General features: G+C 67.4%; 16 protein-coding genes. All 16 read left to right on the plus strand.

Translation table 11 applies throughout. The annotated features are described in order from the left end of the window. Nucleotides 1-2506: phosphoribosylformylglycinamidine synthase (purL, locus tag ACTHK2_RS14505; RefSeq protein WP_440246426.1), on the plus strand; the 2506-nt coding region annotated here is incomplete at its 5' end. A gap of 3 nt (nt 2507-2509) precedes the next feature. Then, nucleotides 2510-3157 (plus strand): exosortase H-associated membrane protein, encoded by a 648-nt coding sequence (locus tag ACTHK2_RS14510; protein WP_440246427.1) that lies wholly within the window; start codon nt 2510-2512, stop codon nt 3155-3157. 117 nt (nt 3158-3274) lie between these two features. Then, nucleotides 3275-5014, plus strand: coding sequence for a type II secretion system ATPase GspE (gene gspE / locus ACTHK2_RS14515; protein WP_440246428.1), 1740 nt, complete (start codon nt 3275-3277; stop codon nt 5012-5014). A gap of 115 nt (nt 5015-5129) precedes the next feature. After that, nucleotides 5130-6347, plus strand: a complete 1218-nt coding sequence (gene gspF, locus ACTHK2_RS14520) for a type II secretion system inner membrane protein GspF (protein WP_440246429.1) — start codon at nt 5130-5132, stop codon at nt 6345-6347. Nucleotides 6348-6390: 43 nt separating this feature from the next. Further along, a complete protein-coding gene (gene gspG, locus ACTHK2_RS14525) occupies nt 6391-6819 on the plus strand; it encodes a type II secretion system major pseudopilin GspG (protein ID WP_440246430.1) in 429 nt (142 codons plus the stop codon). A gap of 86 nt (nt 6820-6905) precedes the next feature. Then, nucleotides 6906-7370: a GspH/FimT family pseudopilin gene (locus ACTHK2_RS14530; protein ID WP_440246441.1), complete on the plus strand. Its 465-nt coding sequence runs from the start codon at nt 6906-6908 to the stop codon at nt 7368-7370. A gap of 46 nt (nt 7371-7416) precedes the next feature. Then, entirely contained in the window at nt 7417-7995 is a 579-nt protein-coding gene (locus ACTHK2_RS14535) for a type IV pilus modification PilV family protein (protein ID WP_440246431.1), read from the plus strand. Next, entirely contained in the window at nt 7992-8675 is a 684-nt protein-coding gene (locus tag ACTHK2_RS14540) for a prepilin-type N-terminal cleavage/methylation domain-containing protein (protein ID WP_440246432.1), read from the plus strand. The genes ACTHK2_RS14535 and ACTHK2_RS14540 overlap by 4 nt, the downstream gene beginning before the upstream one ends. Beyond that, entirely contained in the window at nt 8672-9607 is a 936-nt protein-coding gene (locus ACTHK2_RS14545; RefSeq protein ID WP_440246433.1) for a general secretion pathway protein GspK, read from the plus strand. The genes ACTHK2_RS14540 and ACTHK2_RS14545 overlap by 4 nt, the downstream gene beginning before the upstream one ends. Before the next feature lie 4 nt (nt 9608-9611). Then, nucleotides 9612-10994, plus strand: a complete 1383-nt coding sequence (locus tag ACTHK2_RS14550; RefSeq protein ID WP_440246434.1) for a PilN domain-containing protein — start codon at nt 9612-9614, stop codon at nt 10992-10994. Next, the gene (gene gspM / locus ACTHK2_RS14555; protein ID WP_440246435.1) at nt 10991-11599 is read left to right on the plus strand and encodes a type II secretion system protein GspM; all 609 of its coding nucleotides are present in this window, start codon (nt 10991-10993) and stop codon (nt 11597-11599) included. The genes ACTHK2_RS14550 and gspM overlap by 4 nt, the downstream gene beginning before the upstream one ends. Then, nucleotides 11596-12321 carry a hypothetical protein gene (locus ACTHK2_RS14560; protein ID WP_440246436.1) on the plus strand — a complete coding sequence of 242 codons (726 nt, stop codon included), beginning with the start codon at nt 11596-11598 and terminating at the stop codon, nt 12319-12321. The genes gspM and ACTHK2_RS14560 overlap by 4 nt, the downstream gene beginning before the upstream one ends. Nucleotides 12322-12334: 13 nt before the next feature. After that, a complete protein-coding gene (gene gspD / locus ACTHK2_RS14565) occupies nt 12335-14680 on the plus strand; it encodes a type II secretion system secretin GspD (protein WP_440246437.1) in 2346 nt (781 codons plus the stop codon). After that, nucleotides 14670-15083: a hypothetical protein gene (locus ACTHK2_RS14570; RefSeq protein WP_440246438.1), complete on the plus strand. Its 414-nt coding sequence runs from the start codon at nt 14670-14672 to the stop codon at nt 15081-15083. The genes gspD and ACTHK2_RS14570 overlap by 11 nt, the downstream gene beginning before the upstream one ends. A gap of 175 nt (nt 15084-15258) precedes the next feature. Next, entirely contained in the window at nt 15259-16719 is a 1461-nt protein-coding gene (locus tag ACTHK2_RS14575; RefSeq protein WP_440246439.1) for a hypothetical protein, read from the plus strand. Between the two features lie 206 nt (nt 16720-16925). After that, a complete protein-coding gene (locus tag ACTHK2_RS14580; protein ID WP_440246440.1) occupies nt 16926-18263 on the plus strand; it encodes a hypothetical protein in 1338 nt (445 codons plus the stop codon). Nucleotides 18264-18362: the final 99 nt, after the last annotated feature.

Genomic DNA, 18362 nt, shown 5'->3' on the forward strand with positions numbered 1-18362 from the left:
CGCTTCGGCCGAAGACCTGGATTTCGCGTCGGTGCAACGCGACAACCCGGAGATGCAGCGGCGCTGTCAGGAAGTCATCGACGCGTGCTGGGCGCGCGGCGACGCCAATCCGATCGTGTCGATCCACGATGTCGGCGCCGGTGGCCTGTCGAATGCGATCCCGGAGATCCTCAACGATTCCGGAGTCGGCGGCCGCATCGAATTGCGCGACATCCCGAGCGACGATCCGCAGCTGTCGCCGATGCAGATATGGTGCAACGAGTCGCAGGAGCGCTACGTGCTCGGCGTGCGCCCGGCCGACCTCGCCGCGTTCGAGGCGATCTGCGTGCGCGAGCGTTGCCCGTTCGCCGTCGTCGGCCGCGCCACCGCCGAACGTCGCCTGTGCGTGAGCGACCGCCTGCTCGGCGGCGAGCCGATCGACCTGCCGCTCGACGTGTTGTTCGGCAAGCCGCCGCGCATGCAGCGCGACGCCCGCCGTCGCCCGCCGCGCGTCGACGTCGTGCCCGACGTCGAAGGCATCGCACTTGCCGATGCGGTCGCGCGCGTGCTGCGCCTGCCGGCGGTGGGCAGCAAGTCGTTCCTCGTCACGATCGGCGACCGCACCGTGGGCGGGCTCTGCTCGCGCGATCCGATGGTCGGGCCGTGGCAGGTGCCGGTCGCCGACTGCGCGGTCACGCTGGCCGATTTCGACGGCTATGCGGGTGAGGCGATGGCGATGGGCGAACGCACGCCGCTGGCCCTGCTCGACGCGGCCGCAAGCGCGCGCATGGCGGTCGGCGAGGCGTTGACGAATCTCGCCGCGGCCGACGTCAGGCTCGACGAAGTGCGCCTGTCGGCGAACTGGATGGCGGCGGTCGGCCAGGACGGCGAAGACGCCGCGCTGTACGACGCCGTGCACGCCGTCGGCGAAGAACTGTGTCCGGCGCTCGGCGTGTCGATTCCGGTCGGCAAGGACTCGCTGTCGATGCAGACGCGCTGGCAGGACGATGCGGGCGAGCAGCGCACGGTGTCGCCGGTGTCGTTGATCGTGAGCGCGTTCGCGCGCACGCGCGACGTGCGCCAGGCGCTGACGCCGCAACTGCGCCTCGACGCGGGCGAGAGCGAGCTGTGGCTGCTCGACCTCGGCGCCGGCCTCAATCGCCTCGGCGGCAGCAGCCTGCTGCAGGCGTTCAACCGCGGCGGCGGCGCACCGCCCGACCTCGACGACCCGCCGCGCTTGAAGGCGTTCTTCGCGGCGATCGGGCAGGCGAACCACGACGGCCTCCTGCTCGCCTACCACGATCGCAGCGACGGTGGCGCGATCGTCGCGCTGCTCGAGATGGCGTTCGCCGGGCATTGCGGCCTGGATCTGCGCCTCGACGGCTGGGGCGACAGCGTCATCGCCGCGCTGTTCAGCGAGGAACTCGGTGCGCTCGTGCAGGTGCGCAGCGCCGACCGCGACGCGTTCCGCGCGATCCTCGCCGCGCACGGCATCGAAGCGCTCGCGCACCGCGTCGGCGCGCCGACCGCGAAGCCGCGCGTGCGGCTCGAACTCGAGGGCGAGACGCTCGCCAAGTTCGAATGGCGCGAACTCATGCGCGCATGGTCGGAGACGAGCCATGCGATGCAGCGCCTGCGCGACAACCCCGCCAGCGCGGACGCCGAGCTCGAATGGCGCATCGACGACTGCGATCCCGGCATCACGCCGAAACTCTGCTTCGATCCGGCCGACGACATCGCCGCGCCGTACATCGCGCGCGGCGCGCGGCCGCGCGTGGCGATCCTGCGCGAGCAGGGCGTGAACGGCCAGGTCGAGATGGCGTCCGCGTTCACGCACGCCGGTTTCGATGCGGTCGACGTGCACATGAGCGACCTCGCGAGCGGCCGGCACACGCTCGCCGGCTTCAGCGGCTTCGCCGCGTGCGGCGGCTTCAGTTACGGCGACGTGCTCGGCGCCGGTCGCGGCTGGGCGGCGTCGATCCTCTACAACGCCCGCCTGCGCGACGAATTCGCGGCGTTCTTAGCCGACTCCGGCAAGTTCGCGCTCGGCGTGTGCAACGGCTGCCAGATGCTCGCCAACCTCAAGGCGATCGTTCCCGGTGCGACGCATTGGCCGCGCTTCGTGCGCAATGCGAGCGAACAGTACGAAGCGCGCCTCGTCACGCTCGAGGTGCTCGATTCACCGTCGATCTTCTTCGCCGGCATGGCCGGCTCGCGCATCCCGGTCGCGGTCGCGCACGGCGAAGGCCACACGCGTTACGACGATCCGGCCGACATCGGCCGGGCCACCGCGGCCGTGCGCTTCGTCGACAACCACGGCAAGGCGACCGAACGTTTTCCGCTCAATTCCAACGGCTCGGCCGGCGGCAACGCCGGCTTCACCGCGGCCGACGGGCGCGTGACGATCCTCATGCCCCACCCGGAACGCGTCGTGCGCAGCGTGCAGCTGTCGTGGCGCCCGCGCGAGTGGGGCGAGGATTCGCCTTGGATGCGCATGTTCCGCAATGCGCGCGCCTGGGTCGGCTGAATCGTGGCGCTCTCGCCGATCCGCGAGTTCGGCCTGAAGGCGTTGCTGTGGTTGCCGCTCGCATTCGTCATCTGGTTTTGGGCGGCGGCGCTGTGGGTACTCCCGGCGATGCTGATCGCCAAGCCGGTGCTGCTCGGCCATTGGGGCGACCTGTTCGAGAGCGTGCGCCTCGGCGGTGAACTGCTCGACGGGGCGGGCCGCTCGCTCGGACGCGAGGCCTACCTGATCAGTCTCGGCACGCGCGTCACCGTCGTCGTGCAGGGCGGCGCGGGCGTGCTCGAACCGACCCTGAACCCGATGATCTACGCGTGGTCGTTGCCGCTGTTCGGCGGGCTCGCGATGGCGACGCCGCTGTCGAGTGGGCGCCGGCTGGTGCAGTTCATGTTCGCGCTCGCGGTGATCTGGCTGGCCCAGGCATTCGGCATCGTCGCCGAAAGCCTCAAGACACTCGCCTTCGATGCCGGCGCGAGCGGTGCGGCGGCGATCGCGCGCGCGGGGCTCGATTCGAACGCCATCGCGCTCGCCTACCAGTTCGCGACGCTCATCCTGCCGGCGATCGTGCCGGTCGCCCTTTGGATCGGCTTGAATCGCGCGTTCATCGAGACCCTCGTCGGCCAGGGGCGGGAACCCGGACGCAGGGACGGGGTCTGAGTGTTCGCGTGGGCGATGGCCCCGCCTCTCCCGGCGCGCCTGACACCCGGTGGATCACGACGAGGCCGCCGGATATGGAACAATGCCGCCCGTCCGACTTTTCGCGTTCAGGAAACCATGGCCGCCGTCGTATTCATTGAACATGCCGCCCCGGCGGCCGAGCCCAGCCTCGACGAGCGCATCTGCCAGTTCCTGGTCGCACGCGGCCGCCTCAAGGAGACCGATCTCGCGCGTGGCCGCCGCCTGCACGAGGAGGACCCCGCCGCCGGCAGCCTCGTATCGCTGCTGACGCGGCTCGGCCTCGTTTCCGAGCGCGAGATGGCCGACGCCGTGTCGGAACTGCTCAAGCTGCCGCTGCTGTCGGCGAAGGAATTCCCGGAATCGCCACCGGCGAACGTGCAGACCTCGGTGCGCTTCCTCAAGCACCATCACGTCTGTCCGATCGCCGAGACCGAAGACGACGTGACCCTGCTCGTCGCGGATCCGGCCGATCCGTTCCCGGTCCAGGCGCTCGAGCTCGCCACCGGGCGCGACGTCAAGCTCACCATCGGCCTGCGCAGCGAGATCGACGACCTCATCGAGCGCTACTACGGCTCCGGGCGTTCGGCGATGGGCACGATCGTCGAGAACCTCACCGACGAGAACAATCGCAGCGAGGACGACATCGAGCACCTGCGCGACCTCGCCTCGGAAGCGCCGGTGATCCGCCTCGTCAACCTGATCATCCAGCGAGCGGTCGAGCAGCGCGCGTCGGACATCCACGTCGAGCCGTTCGAGAACCGCCTCAAGGTGCGCTACCGCATCGACGGCGTGCTGCACGAGGTCGAGTCGCCGCCGGCCGCGTCGACCGCCGCGGTGATCTCGCGCATCAAGATCATGGCCAAGCTCAACATCGCCGAGCGCCGGCTGCCGCAGGACGGACGCATCATGATCCGCGTGCAGGGCAAGGAACTCGACCTGCGCGTGTCGACCGTGCCGACCGCGCACGGCGAATCGGTGGTCATGCGTATCCTCGATCGCGAAGCCGTCGTGTTCGATTTCAAGACGCTCGGCTTCACCGACCAGTTCCTGCAGAAGTTCCTCAACGTGCTGGAACTTCCGCACGGCATCATGCTCGTGACCGGCCCGACCGGATCGGGCAAGACGACCACGCTGTACACGGCGCTGAGCCAGCTCAATACCGCCGACGTCAAGATCATCACGGTCGAAGACCCGGTCGAATACCAGATCGAGGGCATCAACCAGATCCAGGCCAAGCCGCAGATCGGCCTCGATTTCTCGCATGCGCTGCGTTCGATCGTCCGCCAGGACCCGGACATCATCATGATCGGCGAAATGCGCGACCTGGAAACCGCGAAGATCGCGATCCAGTCCGCGCTGACCGGACACCTGGTGCTGTCGACGCTGCACACGAACAATGCCGCGGGCGGCATCACGCGCATGCTCGACATGGGCGTGGAGGACTACCTGCTCACCTCGACCGTCAACGGCATCCTCGCGCAGCGCCTCGTGCGCCGGCTCGACAAGGCCGTCGCGACGCCGTACGAGGCGATGCCCGAGGTGGTGCGCGAATACAAGCTCGATACCTTCACCGACGAACGCCCTATCAGGCTCTACAAGCCGGGTTCGAGCGCGGCGAACCCGACCGGCTATTTCGGCCGTACCACGATCATGGAATTCCTCGTGATGTCCGACGCGTTGCGCCGCCTCATCATGCAGCACGCCGGCATGGGCGAGATCGAGGAGCAGGCGCGCAAGGAAGGCATGCGCACGATGTTCGAGGACGGCCTGGTCAAGTCGCTGCAAGGCCACACGACCATCGAGGAAGTCCTGCGCGTGACCTCGTCGGAAGGCTGATGAGACCGGGATTCGTGATTCGTGATCCGGGTCCAGCGCATTCAGCGCTCGTGGATCCGTCGGCTCGTTTTCCGCCTTGCCGGATCACTCATTCCCAACCTCCAACCCCGGCCCCATGACTCTCTTCTACTACAAGGCCGTCACGCCCTCCGGCGAAACACTCGAAGGGCAGTTCGACCTCGGTACGCGCGACGAGGTGATCGGCAAGCTGCAGGACGCGGGCAATATTCCGCTCGAGGTGCGCGAGGCCGACAGCGGTGACTCGGCCAGCCTGTTCGCCGCGCTGTTCAAGCGCGCGACGTTGCGCGAAGCGCAGGTCGTGCAGTTCACCCAGCAGCTCGCGACCCTGCTCGGCGCGGGCCAGCCGCTCGATCGCGCGCTGCAGATCCTGCTCGACCTGCCGGAGAGCGAAAAGGCCAAGCGCATGCTCGAGCGCGTGCGCGACCAGGTGCGCGGAGGCACGCCGCTGTCGGACGCGCTCGAAGCCGAGCACGGCAGCTTCTCGCGCCTGTACGTCAACATGGTGCGCGCGGGCGAGGCGGGCGGCTCGCTCGACGATACGCTCGCGCGCCTAGCCGACTACCTCGAACGCAGCGCCAACCTCAAGAGCAGCGTGATCAACGCGATGATCTATCCGGCGTTCCTCGTCGGCATGGTGCTCGTGTCGCTGATGGTGCTGCTCGTCTACGTGGTACCGCAGTTCGCGCCGATGTTCGAGGACATGAACATCGAGATGCCGCTGATCACTCGCGTCGTGCTCGCGGTAGGTTCGGCGCTGCAGAGTTTCTGGTGGCTGATCCTCGTCGCGATCGTGCTCACCGCCGGCTGGCTGCGCCGGCAGATGTCCGATCCGCCCGCCCGATTGCGCATCGACGAACGCCTGCTCGGCATGCGCGTCGTCGGCGACATCGTGCGCAAGGTCGAAACCGCGCGCCTCGCGCGCACGCTCGGCACGCTGCTCAAGAACGGCGTGCCGCTGCTCGCGGGCCTGTCGGTCGCGCGCAACGTCATGACCAATACCGCGCTGGCCGAATCGGTCGGCGCGGCGGCGGAGGACGTCAAGACCGGCGGCGGCCTCGGCTACGCGCTCGCCCAGTCCAAGCGCTTTCCCAAGCTCGCGCTGCAGATGATCAGCGTCGGCGAGGAATCGGGCGAGCTCGACACGATGCTGATGAAGGTCGCCGACACGTTCGACATCGAAGTGAAGAACACGCTCGACCGCCTGCTCGCCGCGCTCGTGCCGGCGACGACGATCGTCATGACCGTGATCGTCGCATTGATCATGCTCGCGATCGTCATGCCGATCATGAACATCGCCGGCGCAGTGCGCTGACGGCCGAATCCGAACCACGCGAACCACAGAGGGCCCATCGACCATGAACATGCAATCGCATCGCAAGACCATTTCGCGTTCGCGCGGCTTCAGCCTCATCGAGATGCTCGCCGTCATCGTGCTGATCGGCATCGTCGCCGGCATCGTCGTCAACCAGGTCGGCAAGAACGTCGACAAGGGCAAGTGGGGCGCGGGCAAGGCCGCGGTCGGCAAGCTCTCCGGCTCGGTCGACTCGTACTCGCTCGACAACGGTTCGGCGCCCGCGCGCCTCGAGGATCTCGTGACCAAGCCGGGCAACGCGCAGAACTGGCAGGGGCCGTACGCGAAAGCGTCGGACCTCAAGGATCCGTTCGGCCACGCCTACCAGTACAAGTCGCCGGGCGAACACGGCGACTACGACATCGTGTTCCTCGGCAAGGATGGCCAGGCCGGCGGCGACGGCGCGAATGCGGATTACGGCAACTGGCAATGACGAGCAGGGAATCGGGAATGGGGAATAGGGAATGGTCCGGGCGCGGCACTCCGCTGCGCCCGGTCTTTCCCCATTTCCCATTCCCCATTCCCCATTCCCCATCATTCGCGCGCGCGAAGGGCTTCACGCTCATCGAGCTGATGGCCGTGATCCTGCTGCTCGCGATCGCGCTCACGATCGTCTCGGTCGGTTTTTCCAAGAGCCTTCAGGCGGCCAAGGTGCGCGCGGCGAGCCGCGATCTCGTCGCCGCGCTGCGTTACACGCGCGGGCAGGCGATCGTGAAGGGGAAGTCGCAGGCGCTCGTGCTCGATCTCGAGAACAACTCCTATGTCGCGCCCGGCAAGGGAACGAAGAAGCTGCCCGCGGACATGACGCTGCAGCTGACGACCGCGGACATCGAGCAGACCGGCGCACACAGCGGCGGCATCCGCTTCTTCCCCGACGGCAGCTCCACCGGCGGCCACATCTCGGTGCTGCTCGGGCAGCGCGAATGGCGCATCAATGTCGCCTGGCTCACCGGCGAGATCGCGCTCGACGAGAAGCCCGAATGAGAGGCATGCGCGAACTCCACCGCGAACGCGCTGTCCGATCTGCACGATGACCCACGCACGCCGCCCCCTTGCCGACCGCGCCCGCATGCGCGGCTTCAGCCTGATCGAGATGATCGCCGCGTTCCTCGTGTTCGCGATCGCGATCGGCGTGCTGATGTCGGTGCTCGCCGCATCCATCCGCAACACGCGCATGTCGTCCGACTACACGATGGCGGCGTTGTGGGCACAATCCAAGCTCGACGTCGTCGGCGTCGGCGAGCCGGTCGAGGAAGGCCACAGTAGCGGCCGCTTCGACGACGTGTACAGCTGGGACCTCGACATCAGGCAGGTCGACCCGAGCGCGGTCGAGCCGCCGCCGCAGCAGCCGGTGCCGGCGGCCGGCGCGCAGGCGCAGGGGCGCGGGCAGCCCCCCGCGACGATAGCGGCGTCCCAAGCCGGCAACGGCGGCACGATCGACATGTCGCCGTTCGACCTCTACCAGGTCGACCTCATCGTCTCGTGGGGCGGCCGCGTGGGTACGGCGCCACGCACCGCGCATTTCGGCACGTTGCGCGCGGTCAATCCCGATCCGAATCGCCCGCAGGGCATGTCCGGCATGTCCTCGCGCAACCGGAGCGCGCAATGAAGCGTGCGGCCGCTGGCGGTTTCACCCTGCTCGAGGTGATGCTCGCGATCATGCTGCTCGCGTTGCTGCTCGCAGGCAGCTACGGCGCGATCCGCACGTCCGTGCATGCGATGCATTCGGGCGAGAGCGCGATCGACCGCACCAACCGGATGCGCGTCGCGCAGGAGTTCATGCGCCACCAGATCAGCCGCATCATGCCGCTGCCGTTCGCGCGCGACGAGGGCAGCAACTCCAATCTCGTCTTCGAGGGGCGGCACGACTTCATCCGTTTCGTCGCGCCGATGCCGGGCTACCTGTCCAAGGGCGGTCCGTACGTGCAGACGCTCGTGTTCAAGGGGGGGCGGAACGGACGCCAACTGCTGTTCACCAACGACATGCTCAACGGCTTCGATCTCGATGCGAAATCCGGCAACGAGCCATCGCTGCTGCTCGACCAGATCGACGAGGGACATTTCGAATTCCGCACGCTCGACGAGAATGGCGAACTCACCGACTGGTCCGACGACTGGGAGGATCCCGGCATCACGCCGGTGATGGTGCGCATCGTCGTGCGCATGCGACCGGAGGCGCGCGTGGAATTCCCGGTGATGGACATCCCGCTCATGCTGGACGCCGGCTCCGCGCGGCGGCAGCAGCCGTTCCAGTCGAAGGGCCTGCTGAAGCCGGGGCAGGGGCAGTGAGCGCGCGGCTGCGCATCGGCGGTCGTCGTCGGCGCGCACGGCAGCGCGGCATCGCATTCCTGCTCGTGCTGTGGGTGATCGCGATGCTGTCGATCCTGCTCGGCAGCTTCGCGATGGTCGCGCGCACCGAGAACCTGCAGGCGCGTCATCTGTTCGACACCGCGCAGGCGCGCTACGCCGCCGAGGCGGGCCTCAACCTGGCCGTCTACGAATTGCGCAAGAACGATCCGCTGCAGCGCTGGGTCGGCGACGGCAGGCCCTATGTGTTCGGCTACGGCGATGCCGAAATCGAGGTCCGCATCAACGACGATTCGGGCAAGCTCGATCTCAACGCGATCGCGAACGGCGATCCCAAGATGCTCGAGCGCTTGTTCACCTCGCATGGCGTCCCGCTCGAGCAGGCGCAGGCCCTCGCCGACGCGGTCGCGGACTGGGTCGACCCCGACGACGAGTCGCGCCTGAACGGCGCGGAGATCGCCGAGTACAAGGCGGCCGGACTCTCCTACGGCCCGCGCAATGCGCCGTTCGATACCATTTCCGAGCTGCAGCAGGTGCTCGGCATGAACTACGAGCTGTACACGAAGCTCGAGCCGGCCCTCACGATTTACTCGGGCCGCACCGCGCCGGACCTCGGCTTCGCCGTCTACGACGCGATCCTCGCCCAGGACGGCATGACGCCCGAATGCGCCGAGCAGATCGTGGCGGCGCAGCAGGCCATGCAGCCGGGCGAACCCCTGGCCCCGCAGACGATCTGCGACGTGACCTTGTCGGGCGTAGCGAGCGGCGGAGGGCTCACGTATAGTGTCAAGTCCCGTGCGAAGCTGCCCAATGGCGCGAGCACGACCCTGGATGCGACCATCCGCATGGGCGGAATCAATCCGGCCGGCCGGCCCTACGTGATTCTGCGCTGGCGTGATGGGGAAACTTCCTGAAGCCGTGAACCCGACTCTCGACAGACAACTGGCGCGTCTGCGGACGCGCCTTGCCAAGACGCCGCTGCCGGGCTTCTTCGCCTGGTGGGGACGTGAACTGCTCGCGTGCCTGCCGGCGCGCTGGCGCGCCGTGCTGTCCGAACGGTCCGAATCGCTGTTGCTCGCCGTCGAAGGCGACGAACTCGTCGTCCGGCGCGAGAAGGGCGACTCTTTGTCCGAGTACGCGCGCATCCGCCGCGACCTGCCGGCCGAAGAACAGGAAGCGGAATTCCGCCGCTTGCGCGCGGCGATCGAGGATCCGCAGGTGCGCACGGTGTTCTGCATCCCGGCTTCACGCGTGCTCACGCGCGTGCTGAGCCTGCCGGCTGCGGCGACCGAGAACCTGCGCCAGGTGCTGTCGTTCGAGATGGATCGGCAGACGCCGTTCAAGGCCGACCAGGTCTATTTCGACAGCCGCGTGCTCGGCCACGACGCGAGCGGACGAAACGTCCAGGTCGAACTCGTGCTGATCCCGCGTGCACAGCTCGACCAGGAACTGGCCGCGTTGCCGGCGGCGGCCGCGGAGCTCGACGCGGTCGACAGCTGGAACACCGCCGCCGGCGTCGGCCGCCGCGGGACCAACCTCCTGCCGCCGGAACGGCGCACGCGTCGGCGCGACATGCGCCTGCCGCTCAACCTCGGCCTCGCCGTGCTCGCGCTCGTGCTGCTCGTCGTCAACATGGACGAGTCGCTCGCCAATCGCGCAGCCGCGCTCGAAGCGATGCAGGGCGAAGTGGACAAGGCGGGCAACGAGGCCAAGCAGGTCGCGGCGCTGCGCAAGACGCTCGCCGATTCGATCAGCGGCGCGAACTTCCTCACCGACAAGAAGCGCAAGGGCCCGCTCACCGTCGCCCTGCTCGACGACCTCACGCGCCGCTTGCCTGAAGACACCTACCTCGAGCGCCTGCAGATCGAGAACAAGCAGGTGCAATTGCAGGGGCAGGCGAACGAGGCGGCCAAGCTGATCGCGCTGCTCGGGGCGTCGCCGTGCCTCGGCAATCCCGGCTTCCAAGGCCAGGTGCAGCCCGACGCGCGCACCGGCAAGGAGCGTTTCCAGATCACCGCGGACCTCAAGGAATGCGGGCCGCAGACCCAGGCGAAGGCCCCGGCGAAGCCCCCGATGAAGACGGCGGCCACGCCGCAGCCGAAGGACGCGGGTGATGGCGAGAAACCGGCACCCGCGCCCGGCAAGGCCGCCGCCGGCGTGCGCGAGGAGTCGAAGAAGGCGGCCGCGCCGAAGGCCGACGCGCGCAAGGTTGTTCCGTCCGCCGGCGCCGTGAAGCCGGCGGCGCCGGTCGAGCCACCGGACCGGAGCGCGGCCAAGGGCGACGCGGAGAAGAAGCAGTGACGCCGAGCCGATTCCAGCCGAAGGACGGGCGCTTCCTCGCGGTCGTGCTGCTCCTCATCGTGTTGATGCTGGTCTACCTGGTCGGCATCCACTGGTGGTTCGTCGCCCCGCACCTGCAGTATTCGAGCGACATGCAGGACCTGCGCGAGCAGCAGTTGCGTTTCCGCCAGACGATCGCCGAAAAGCCCGACATCGAGAAACGTCTCGCCGAAGTGCGCGCCTACGAACAGGGCAACCAGGCGTTCCTGTCCGAGACGGACGTCAACGCGGCTTCGGCGGCGCTGATCCAGCGCCTCAAGGCCGCTATGGGCGAGCACGCCAAGAACGAGAGCCGCTGCCAGACCGTGAGCACGCAGAGCTACACCGGAGGCGAAGAGGAGCTGTACAAGCGCGTGACCGTGCAGGCGCGGCTGAAGTGCGACCTCGAGCCGCTCGCGGCGATCCTGTACGACCTCGAGAACGGCAAGCCGTACCTGTTCATCGACCAAGTCATGATCTACAAGCAGCAGACCTACACGCCGCCGGGCGCGAAGGTCGCGCCGGTCCCGCTCGACGTGCGCTTCAACGTCAACGGCTACCTGCGCCAGCCGGGCAAGGTCAAATGAACGTCCGCGTCGCCCGCCTGATTACCCATGTGCTCGCCGGCATCTGCGGCGTGCTCGCGTTGGTCGCGGTGCTGCAGTACGCCGGTTTCGGCCGTGGCTACTCGTGGGCGCCGGATGGCGAGCCGCTGGAGGAGCATGCGCCGCTCGCCGGCATCGACAAGCAGTCGCTGCAGATGCCGCCCGCGTCGGCCTTTGCCGCGGTCGAACAGCATCCGCTGTTCAACGAGGACCGCCAGCCGACGCCGGTCGACGCGACCGCAGGGGCCGAGGCGGTCGAGCCGCCGAGCCCGCTCAACATCGCGCTGACCGGCGTGATCCTCGACGAGGCGAACCACGTGCGCGTGGCCATGTTCCAGGACAAGGCGCGGAACCAAGCGGTCGCGCTGAAGGTCGGAATGCCGCTCGAAGGCGAACAGGCGAGCTGGACGCTGGTCGAGGTCAAGCCGCGCGGCGCGGTGTTCAGGAACGCCGCGAACGAAACGACCGAGGTCGAACTCGAAACGGCGCTGGCGCCGAGCCAGGGCGCTGGGGCGAAACGGCCCGCCGGCAACCGGCCGGCGCCGGGCAATCGCCCGCCCGACAAGGCCGGTGCCGCCAAGCCGGACGCCAAGGGCGATGCGAGCCAGGACCTGGCGCGCCGCATCGAGGAGCGGCGCAAGCAGATGCGCGAAGATGCGGAACGCCTGCGCAACGGCAGCAAACCCGCGCCACCGAAAAAGTGACGGAGTGAGACACGTGCGATCCCGACTGACCATCCTCCTGCTGAGCCTCGGCCTCGCGCTGCTGGGCGGCTGCGCCACGCCGGGGCCGAAAACCACCAAGCGCACGGGCGGCGACATCCTCACCGCCGAGACGATCCTCAAGCCCGCGGCGCCGCTGCCGACCGACGACGGCGTCAGTGGCATCGCGATCTCGCCCGAGGCGCGGTCCGATCGCCCGCCGCCGAAACCGGAGATCGAAGTCGGCACCGCGCAGTTCTTCAAGAAGCAGCCGGCGCCGTCGGCGGGCAGCGGCGGCGAGGGGCAGGTCACGTTCAATTTCGAGAACCAGCCGATCCAGGCGGTGGTCAAGGCGATCCTCGGCGACATGCTGCAGGAGAACTACACGATCGCGCCGAACGTCGGCGGCAACGTCACCTACTCGACCTCCCGGCCGATCCGTCGCGAGGACGCGATGGCGGTGCTCGAAATGCTCCTGTCGTGGACCGGCAATGCGATGGTGCGCGAAGGCGGCCGCTACACGGTGCTGCAGTCCAAGGACGCAATCGCCGGCAAGCTCACGCCGCGCGTCGGCGCGACGCAGCAGCCCGGCTACGCGCTGCGCATCTATCCGCTCAAGTACGTATCGCCGAGCGAGATGGCCAAGCTGCTCAAGCCGTACGCCAAGCCCGACGCCTTCGTCAGCGTCGATCCGAACCGCAGCCTGCTCGTGCTCGCCGGCAACCCGGCCGAGCTCGACAACTACCAGCGCACGATCGACACGTTCGACATCGACTGGATGAAGGGCATGTCGATCGGCGTGTTCGCGATGCAGCACGTCGAAGTCGCCAAGCTCATGCCCGATCTCGACGCGCTGTTCGGCGCGAAGGGCGAGTCGCCGCTCGCCGGCATGTTCCGCTTCATGCCGATCGAGCAGACCAACTCGATGATCGTGATCACGCCGCAGCCCGAATACCTCAAGCAGGCGGAAGAGTGGCTGTACCGCCTCGACCGTGGCGGCGCGGAGAACTCCACGCAGCTCTACATCTACAACGTCAAGAACCTCAAGGCCGCCGACATCGCCGACTACCTCAGCCAGATCTTCCTAGGCACGGCGGGGACGTCGCACAGCAGCAGTTCGGGCCGCGTCGGCCAGGGCCTGCGCCCGATGACGATCGGGGGGATCGGTGGCGCCGGTGGTTCGATGAACTACCAGAATTCGCTGCGACCGCAGGCGAAGGAAGAGAAGGCGGCGCCGGTGTCCTCGCCGGCCGCCGCGCCCGGCGCGACGGGCGGCAAGAAGGAAACCGACATCCGCATCTCCGCGATCGAGGAAAACAACCAGCTGATGATCATGGCGCAGCCGGTCGAGTGGGAGCAGATCCAGGCTGCGATCCGCAAGCTCGACGTGCAGCCGCTGCAGGTGCAGATCGAAGCGCGCATCCTCGAGGTGGGGCTTACCGGAGGTTTGTCGTACGGCGTGCAGTGGTATCTCAATGGCCTCATGGGTACGGCGACCGGTTCGGCGCAGGAGAACGGGCGCTATCCGATCGACTTTTCCGGCAACCGCTGGGATCGCCACCGCCTCTCGCTCGGCGCAACGAACAACGTGGCGCCCACCAGCACCGGTGGGTTCTTCTATTCGTTCCTGAGCAAGAATTTCGAAGTCGCGATCAACGCGCTCGAGAAGGAAGGGCAGGCGAAGACCCTTTCGGCGCCTTCGCTGGTCGTGCTCAACAACCAGGAAGCGCAGATCAACGTCGGCAGCCAGCTGCCGGTCACGCAGACTTCGGTGATCGGCCTCAACGGTGTCGGTGGAACGACGGGCACCGGCTACAACAGCGTGCAGTACCTCAATACCGGCGTGCAGCTTTCGGTCACGCCGCGCGTGAATCCGGGCGGCCTCGTCTACATCGACGTGCAGCAGGAAGTGAGCAATCCGCCGGCGGGCTACCGATCCGACTCCGGTTCCAATCCGGCGATCGAGCAGCGCCAGCTGCAGACGCAGATCGCGGTGCAGAGTGGTCAGACCGTCATGCTCGGCGGCCTGATCCGCGACATCGACAACACGACCGATACGCACGTGCCGCTGCTCGGCCGCATTCCCGTGATCGGCAATCTGTTCGGCAACACGAGCCACGACAAGCAGCGCACGGAACTGATCGTGCTGATCACGCCGCGCGTGATCGCGAGCAGCGACGATGCGCGCCAAGTCACCGAAGACTACAGCCGCCAGTTCGAATCGCTCACACCGCTACGTACGAGCAACATGCAAGCCGCGCCGGCACCCGCGCCTGAACCGGCGCCGGCCCGCACCTATCCTGCGCAGGACGCACCACCGCCGCGCGACGAGCTCAACGAGGAGTCGCCACGTGACCATTGATCAACTGTCGCCCAAATCCGCGTTGCTCGCCGCGTGTGCGCTCGTCGCACTCGCGGGCTGCACCGACAAGGCGAATCCGGACAACGTCGACCGCCGCGCGGTCGAGCGCTGGAATTTCCTCGCCGCACATGAAGCCGAGAAAGCGTACGACTACCTGACGCCGGGCTTTCGAGCGACGCAGACGCGAGAAGCCTACGCGGCGGCGATGAACAATCGCCCGGTGCAGTGGAAGGGCGGGAAATTCAAAGAGAAGACCTGCGAGGCGGAGCGTTGCAAGGTGCAAATCGACGTGACCTACTCGGTCGCTGCGCCGGGCATGGGGGGGCGCATGATGGAATCGACCAGTACCCAATCCGAGACCTGGATCTACTCGCAAGGCGACTGGTATTTCCTGCCTAAGTAATTGAATTCGCGGGCATGTTCGGACTTCCATCGAAGGGATTGCACGACCCTTTCCTTTGTCTTAACATGGCCGCGCTGTTGCCTGACCCTGCCCATGCCCTCACAGGGCACGTGGCTGTCGGAGCGGGGTCGGCGGTAAAGCAAAAAGCCCTGTGGTCAAATTTAGGAGTGTTGCGATGAAGAGAAACAGCTTGACGACTGCTGTCGTCGCCGGTATCGCCGGCGTCGCTGGCTTCGCGGGCCTGGCGAATGCCGTCGACCTGAATCCGGACGGTCTCGGCCAGGTTCTTATCTATCCGTACTACACGGTGAACAAGGGCCAGGACAGCCTGTTCTCCGTGGTCAACACGACGGATATCGGCAAGGCCGTGAAGGTGCGCTTCCTCGAAGGCTACAACAGCCGCGAAGTGCTCGACTTCAACCTGTACCTGTCGCCGAACGACGTCTGGACCGCGCGCGTCAGCCAGGTCTCCGAGGACGGCGGTGCCGCCGTGTTCACCACGGACAAGAGCTGCACCTACCCGCCGATCAGCGCGTCGGGCGAGCCGTTCCGCGCGTCCGCCTATGCGGGCGGCAGCGTGTTCCCGGCCGACGGTGGCCCGACGGACATCACGCGTACGCGTGAAGGTTACGTCGAGCTGATCGAAATGGGCGAGATCAACCCGGGCAGCCCGCTCGATGCGGCGACGACGCACGTGCAGAACGGCCAGCCGAACGGCGGTACGCCGTCGTGCACGGCCAGCGCCATCGGCAACAGTGCCGGCCAGTACCTCCTGCCTCCGGCGGGCGGCCTGTTCGGCGCGGGCTCGATCGTCAACGTCGACGAAGGCACGTTCTTCTCCTACACCGCCGATGCGATCGACGGCTTCAGCTCGCAGATCCTGTTCTCGGGCTCGCAGGGCCTGACCCCGTCGCTGCAGCAGGCGAACAGCGCCACGTCGGCTTACGCCAACGGTGCGGTTGCCTACGTGTTCGACTCGGGCGTCCTCCTCACCCTCGACTACCCGGATTCGATCGACGCGGTCAGCGCCGTGTTCGAATCGGATGCGGTGTACAACGAGTGGCTGACGAACGCCAACATCGGCGCCGCGACGGACTGGATCCTCACGTTCCCGACCAAGCGCTTCTACGTCGATCCGTTCTACGTCGGCGCCACGGTCGTCCAGCCGTTCGCCGAGACCTTCGGCGAGACCGTCGACGGCCAGTCGAACATGGAAGTCGGCATCAACATGTTCGACCAGGAAGAAGGCACGATCACGACGCCGGACGACTTCTCGCCGCCGAGCGTGGGTCATCCGTCCTCGCTGCCGTGGGAAGTCAACGCGATCAGCTTCCTCGCCTCGTCCAATCCGGATGCGGGTGAAGTCTCGGGCGTGTTCGGTTCGCACCTCGTGTCGAACATCCCGCCGTTCGGCGATTCGGGCTGGCTGCGCCTCGACCTGGCTTCCGGCGACGGCGGTCATGCGATGCGTCCGGCCGGCAACGGCGCGGTCCTGTCGGGTCTGCCGGTCACCGGCTTCGAAGCGATCAACGTGATCAATGCGAACGCCGCCCCGGGCAAGCTGGCGAACTACAGCGGTGTCTACCGTCACCGCGCCAGCCGGAGCTGCACCAACGGCGGTCTGGCCTGCTCGTAATCGAGGCTGCTGTCGAAGCAATACAGGAGGGGGCCGCAAGGCCCCTTCTTTTTTGGCCGCCGGCAGGCCCGTCTTTTTTGCAGAAATCCACCGAAAGGGCGGCGTGGAGACCAATTCTTTCATCCATTTAACGGCAGTTTGATGGAACTGCAGCGGCGCACGTTCTAGAATGCTGCGCGCGCCCCATTCGCTGTCGGAAAAATCCCATGCATCGCACTTCGCTACGCTCGTTTGGCTTCCTGCTGTTCGCCGCCTCCTTCGCGGCTGCGCCGTTCGCCGGCGCCCAGGTGACCATCAACCTCACCACCACCCAGCAGACCAATTGCACGGCCGTAACCGATGCCCAAGGCTTGAGCCTGGTGCCCGGCAGTACCAATCTGGCGGCCACCGGCGTCACCCTGACGGGTGCCGGCTGCGGGGCGGCCCCGTCCGACTTTGCGGCGGCCATCTCCGGCGTGCCGTCCACCATCGTCGCCGGCACGCCGTTCAACGTGACGTGGTCGGCTGCAGCCGCCGCGACCCAGTGCGTATTTGGCGGAAGCACGGGCCTGACCAACTGGCCGACCGGTACCGTGGCGTGTACGGGAGCAGCCTGTGCGGGCTCGCACCCGGTCAATGGTGTTACCGTGCCCGCGGCCGGCAACTACTCGATGAGCGTCACCTGCACCAATTCGACGGGCTACGCGCAGGGCGGCGGCACGGCCACCGCGCCGCAGCAGCCGCCGCAGCCGGCGAATTTCGCGCTGACCCCGTCGGCGAATCCCGCGACGATCAATATTCCGTTCTCCGTCAGCTGGAACGTCACCGGCGCAACGTCCTGCACGGGCACCGCGTCCCTCGACGGTTCGTCGGTGAACCTGCCGGGCTGGACCGACGTGACGACGACCGCGTCGCCGCGCACCGTGACCGCGTCGGTCGCCGGCGGCTACACGCTCGGCATGACCTGTTCGAACGCGCAAGGCTCGGTGTCGAGCGCGCCGCTCGCATTGACCGTGACGGGTGATACCGGCGGTTGCCCCGCAGGCCGCCAGACGACCGCGGACGTCTGCTACAGCTACGGCCTCGGCAGCAGCTGCGCCGCAGGCGCCGACGTCACCCAGTTCACCTCGATCTGGGGTCGCAACGCAGCAGGCGGTCCGATGATCGCGTTTCCGGGCTACCAGGAATTCGCGGTCTTCAAGAACCTGGACAAGACCAAGTACATCGCCGCCAAGATCGACGTGCCCCTTACTGGCCTCGATCCGGTGATGAGCGGCATCATCACGCACGGCGAAACCTATCCTGGCCCGGCTCTCACCGTCGCGATCAGCCCCACCTGCGGCGATTTCTCGCCGACCACGTCGATCTGCCTCACCACCGGTACGACCGGCGGCCAGATCGCCGGCAAGTGGAAGCTGCCGACGGCGACGCAGACGAACGGATGCGTGATCACGCCGGGGCAGAGCTACTACATCAACATCAAGGCCACGAACCCGGCGCAGACGAGCAGCGACTGCAGCGGCAACATCTGCAAAGTCACCGTGCAGAGCAATCACACGCCCTGACGCAAGTCGCCGCGGCGGGGGCCCGCGCGCCCCGCCCCGGGGCGGATCGGGGAGGCCACGGGAGCGTGGCTCGCGTGCGGTTGGGTGGGCGGCCCGCGG

It is taken from the genome of Dokdonella sp., from assembly GCF_051958935.1.
Lineage (GTDB): Bacteria > Pseudomonadota > Gammaproteobacteria > Xanthomonadales > Rhodanobacteraceae > Dokdonella_A.

Bases quoted from the DNA above. Each gene is read 5' to 3' on its own strand.
- ACTHK2_RS14580 (WP_440246440.1), top strand. From the start codon at position 16,926: ATGCATCGCACTTCGCTACGCTCGTTTGGCTTCCTGCTGTTCGCCGCC.
- ACTHK2_RS14540 (WP_440246432.1), top strand. From the start codon at position 7,992: ATGAAGCGTGCGGCCGCTGGCGGTTTCACCCTGCTCGAGGTGATGCTC.
- gspF (WP_440246429.1), top strand. From the start codon at position 5,130: ATGACTCTCTTCTACTACAAGGCCGTCACGCCCTCCGGCGAAACACTC.
- gspE (WP_440246428.1), top strand. From the start codon at position 3,275: ATGGCCGCCGTCGTATTCATTGAACATGCCGCCCCGGCGGCCGAGCCC.
- ACTHK2_RS14575 (WP_440246439.1), top strand. From the start codon at position 15,259: ATGAAGAGAAACAGCTTGACGACTGCTGTCGTCGCCGGTATCGCCGGC.
- ACTHK2_RS14535 (WP_440246431.1), top strand. From the start codon at position 7,417: ATGACCCACGCACGCCGCCCCCTTGCCGACCGCGCCCGCATGCGCGGC.
- ACTHK2_RS14560 (WP_440246436.1), top strand. From the start codon at position 11,596: ATGAACGTCCGCGTCGCCCGCCTGATTACCCATGTGCTCGCCGGCATC.
- gspG (WP_440246430.1), top strand. From the start codon at position 6,391: ATGAACATGCAATCGCATCGCAAGACCATTTCGCGTTCGCGCGGCTTC.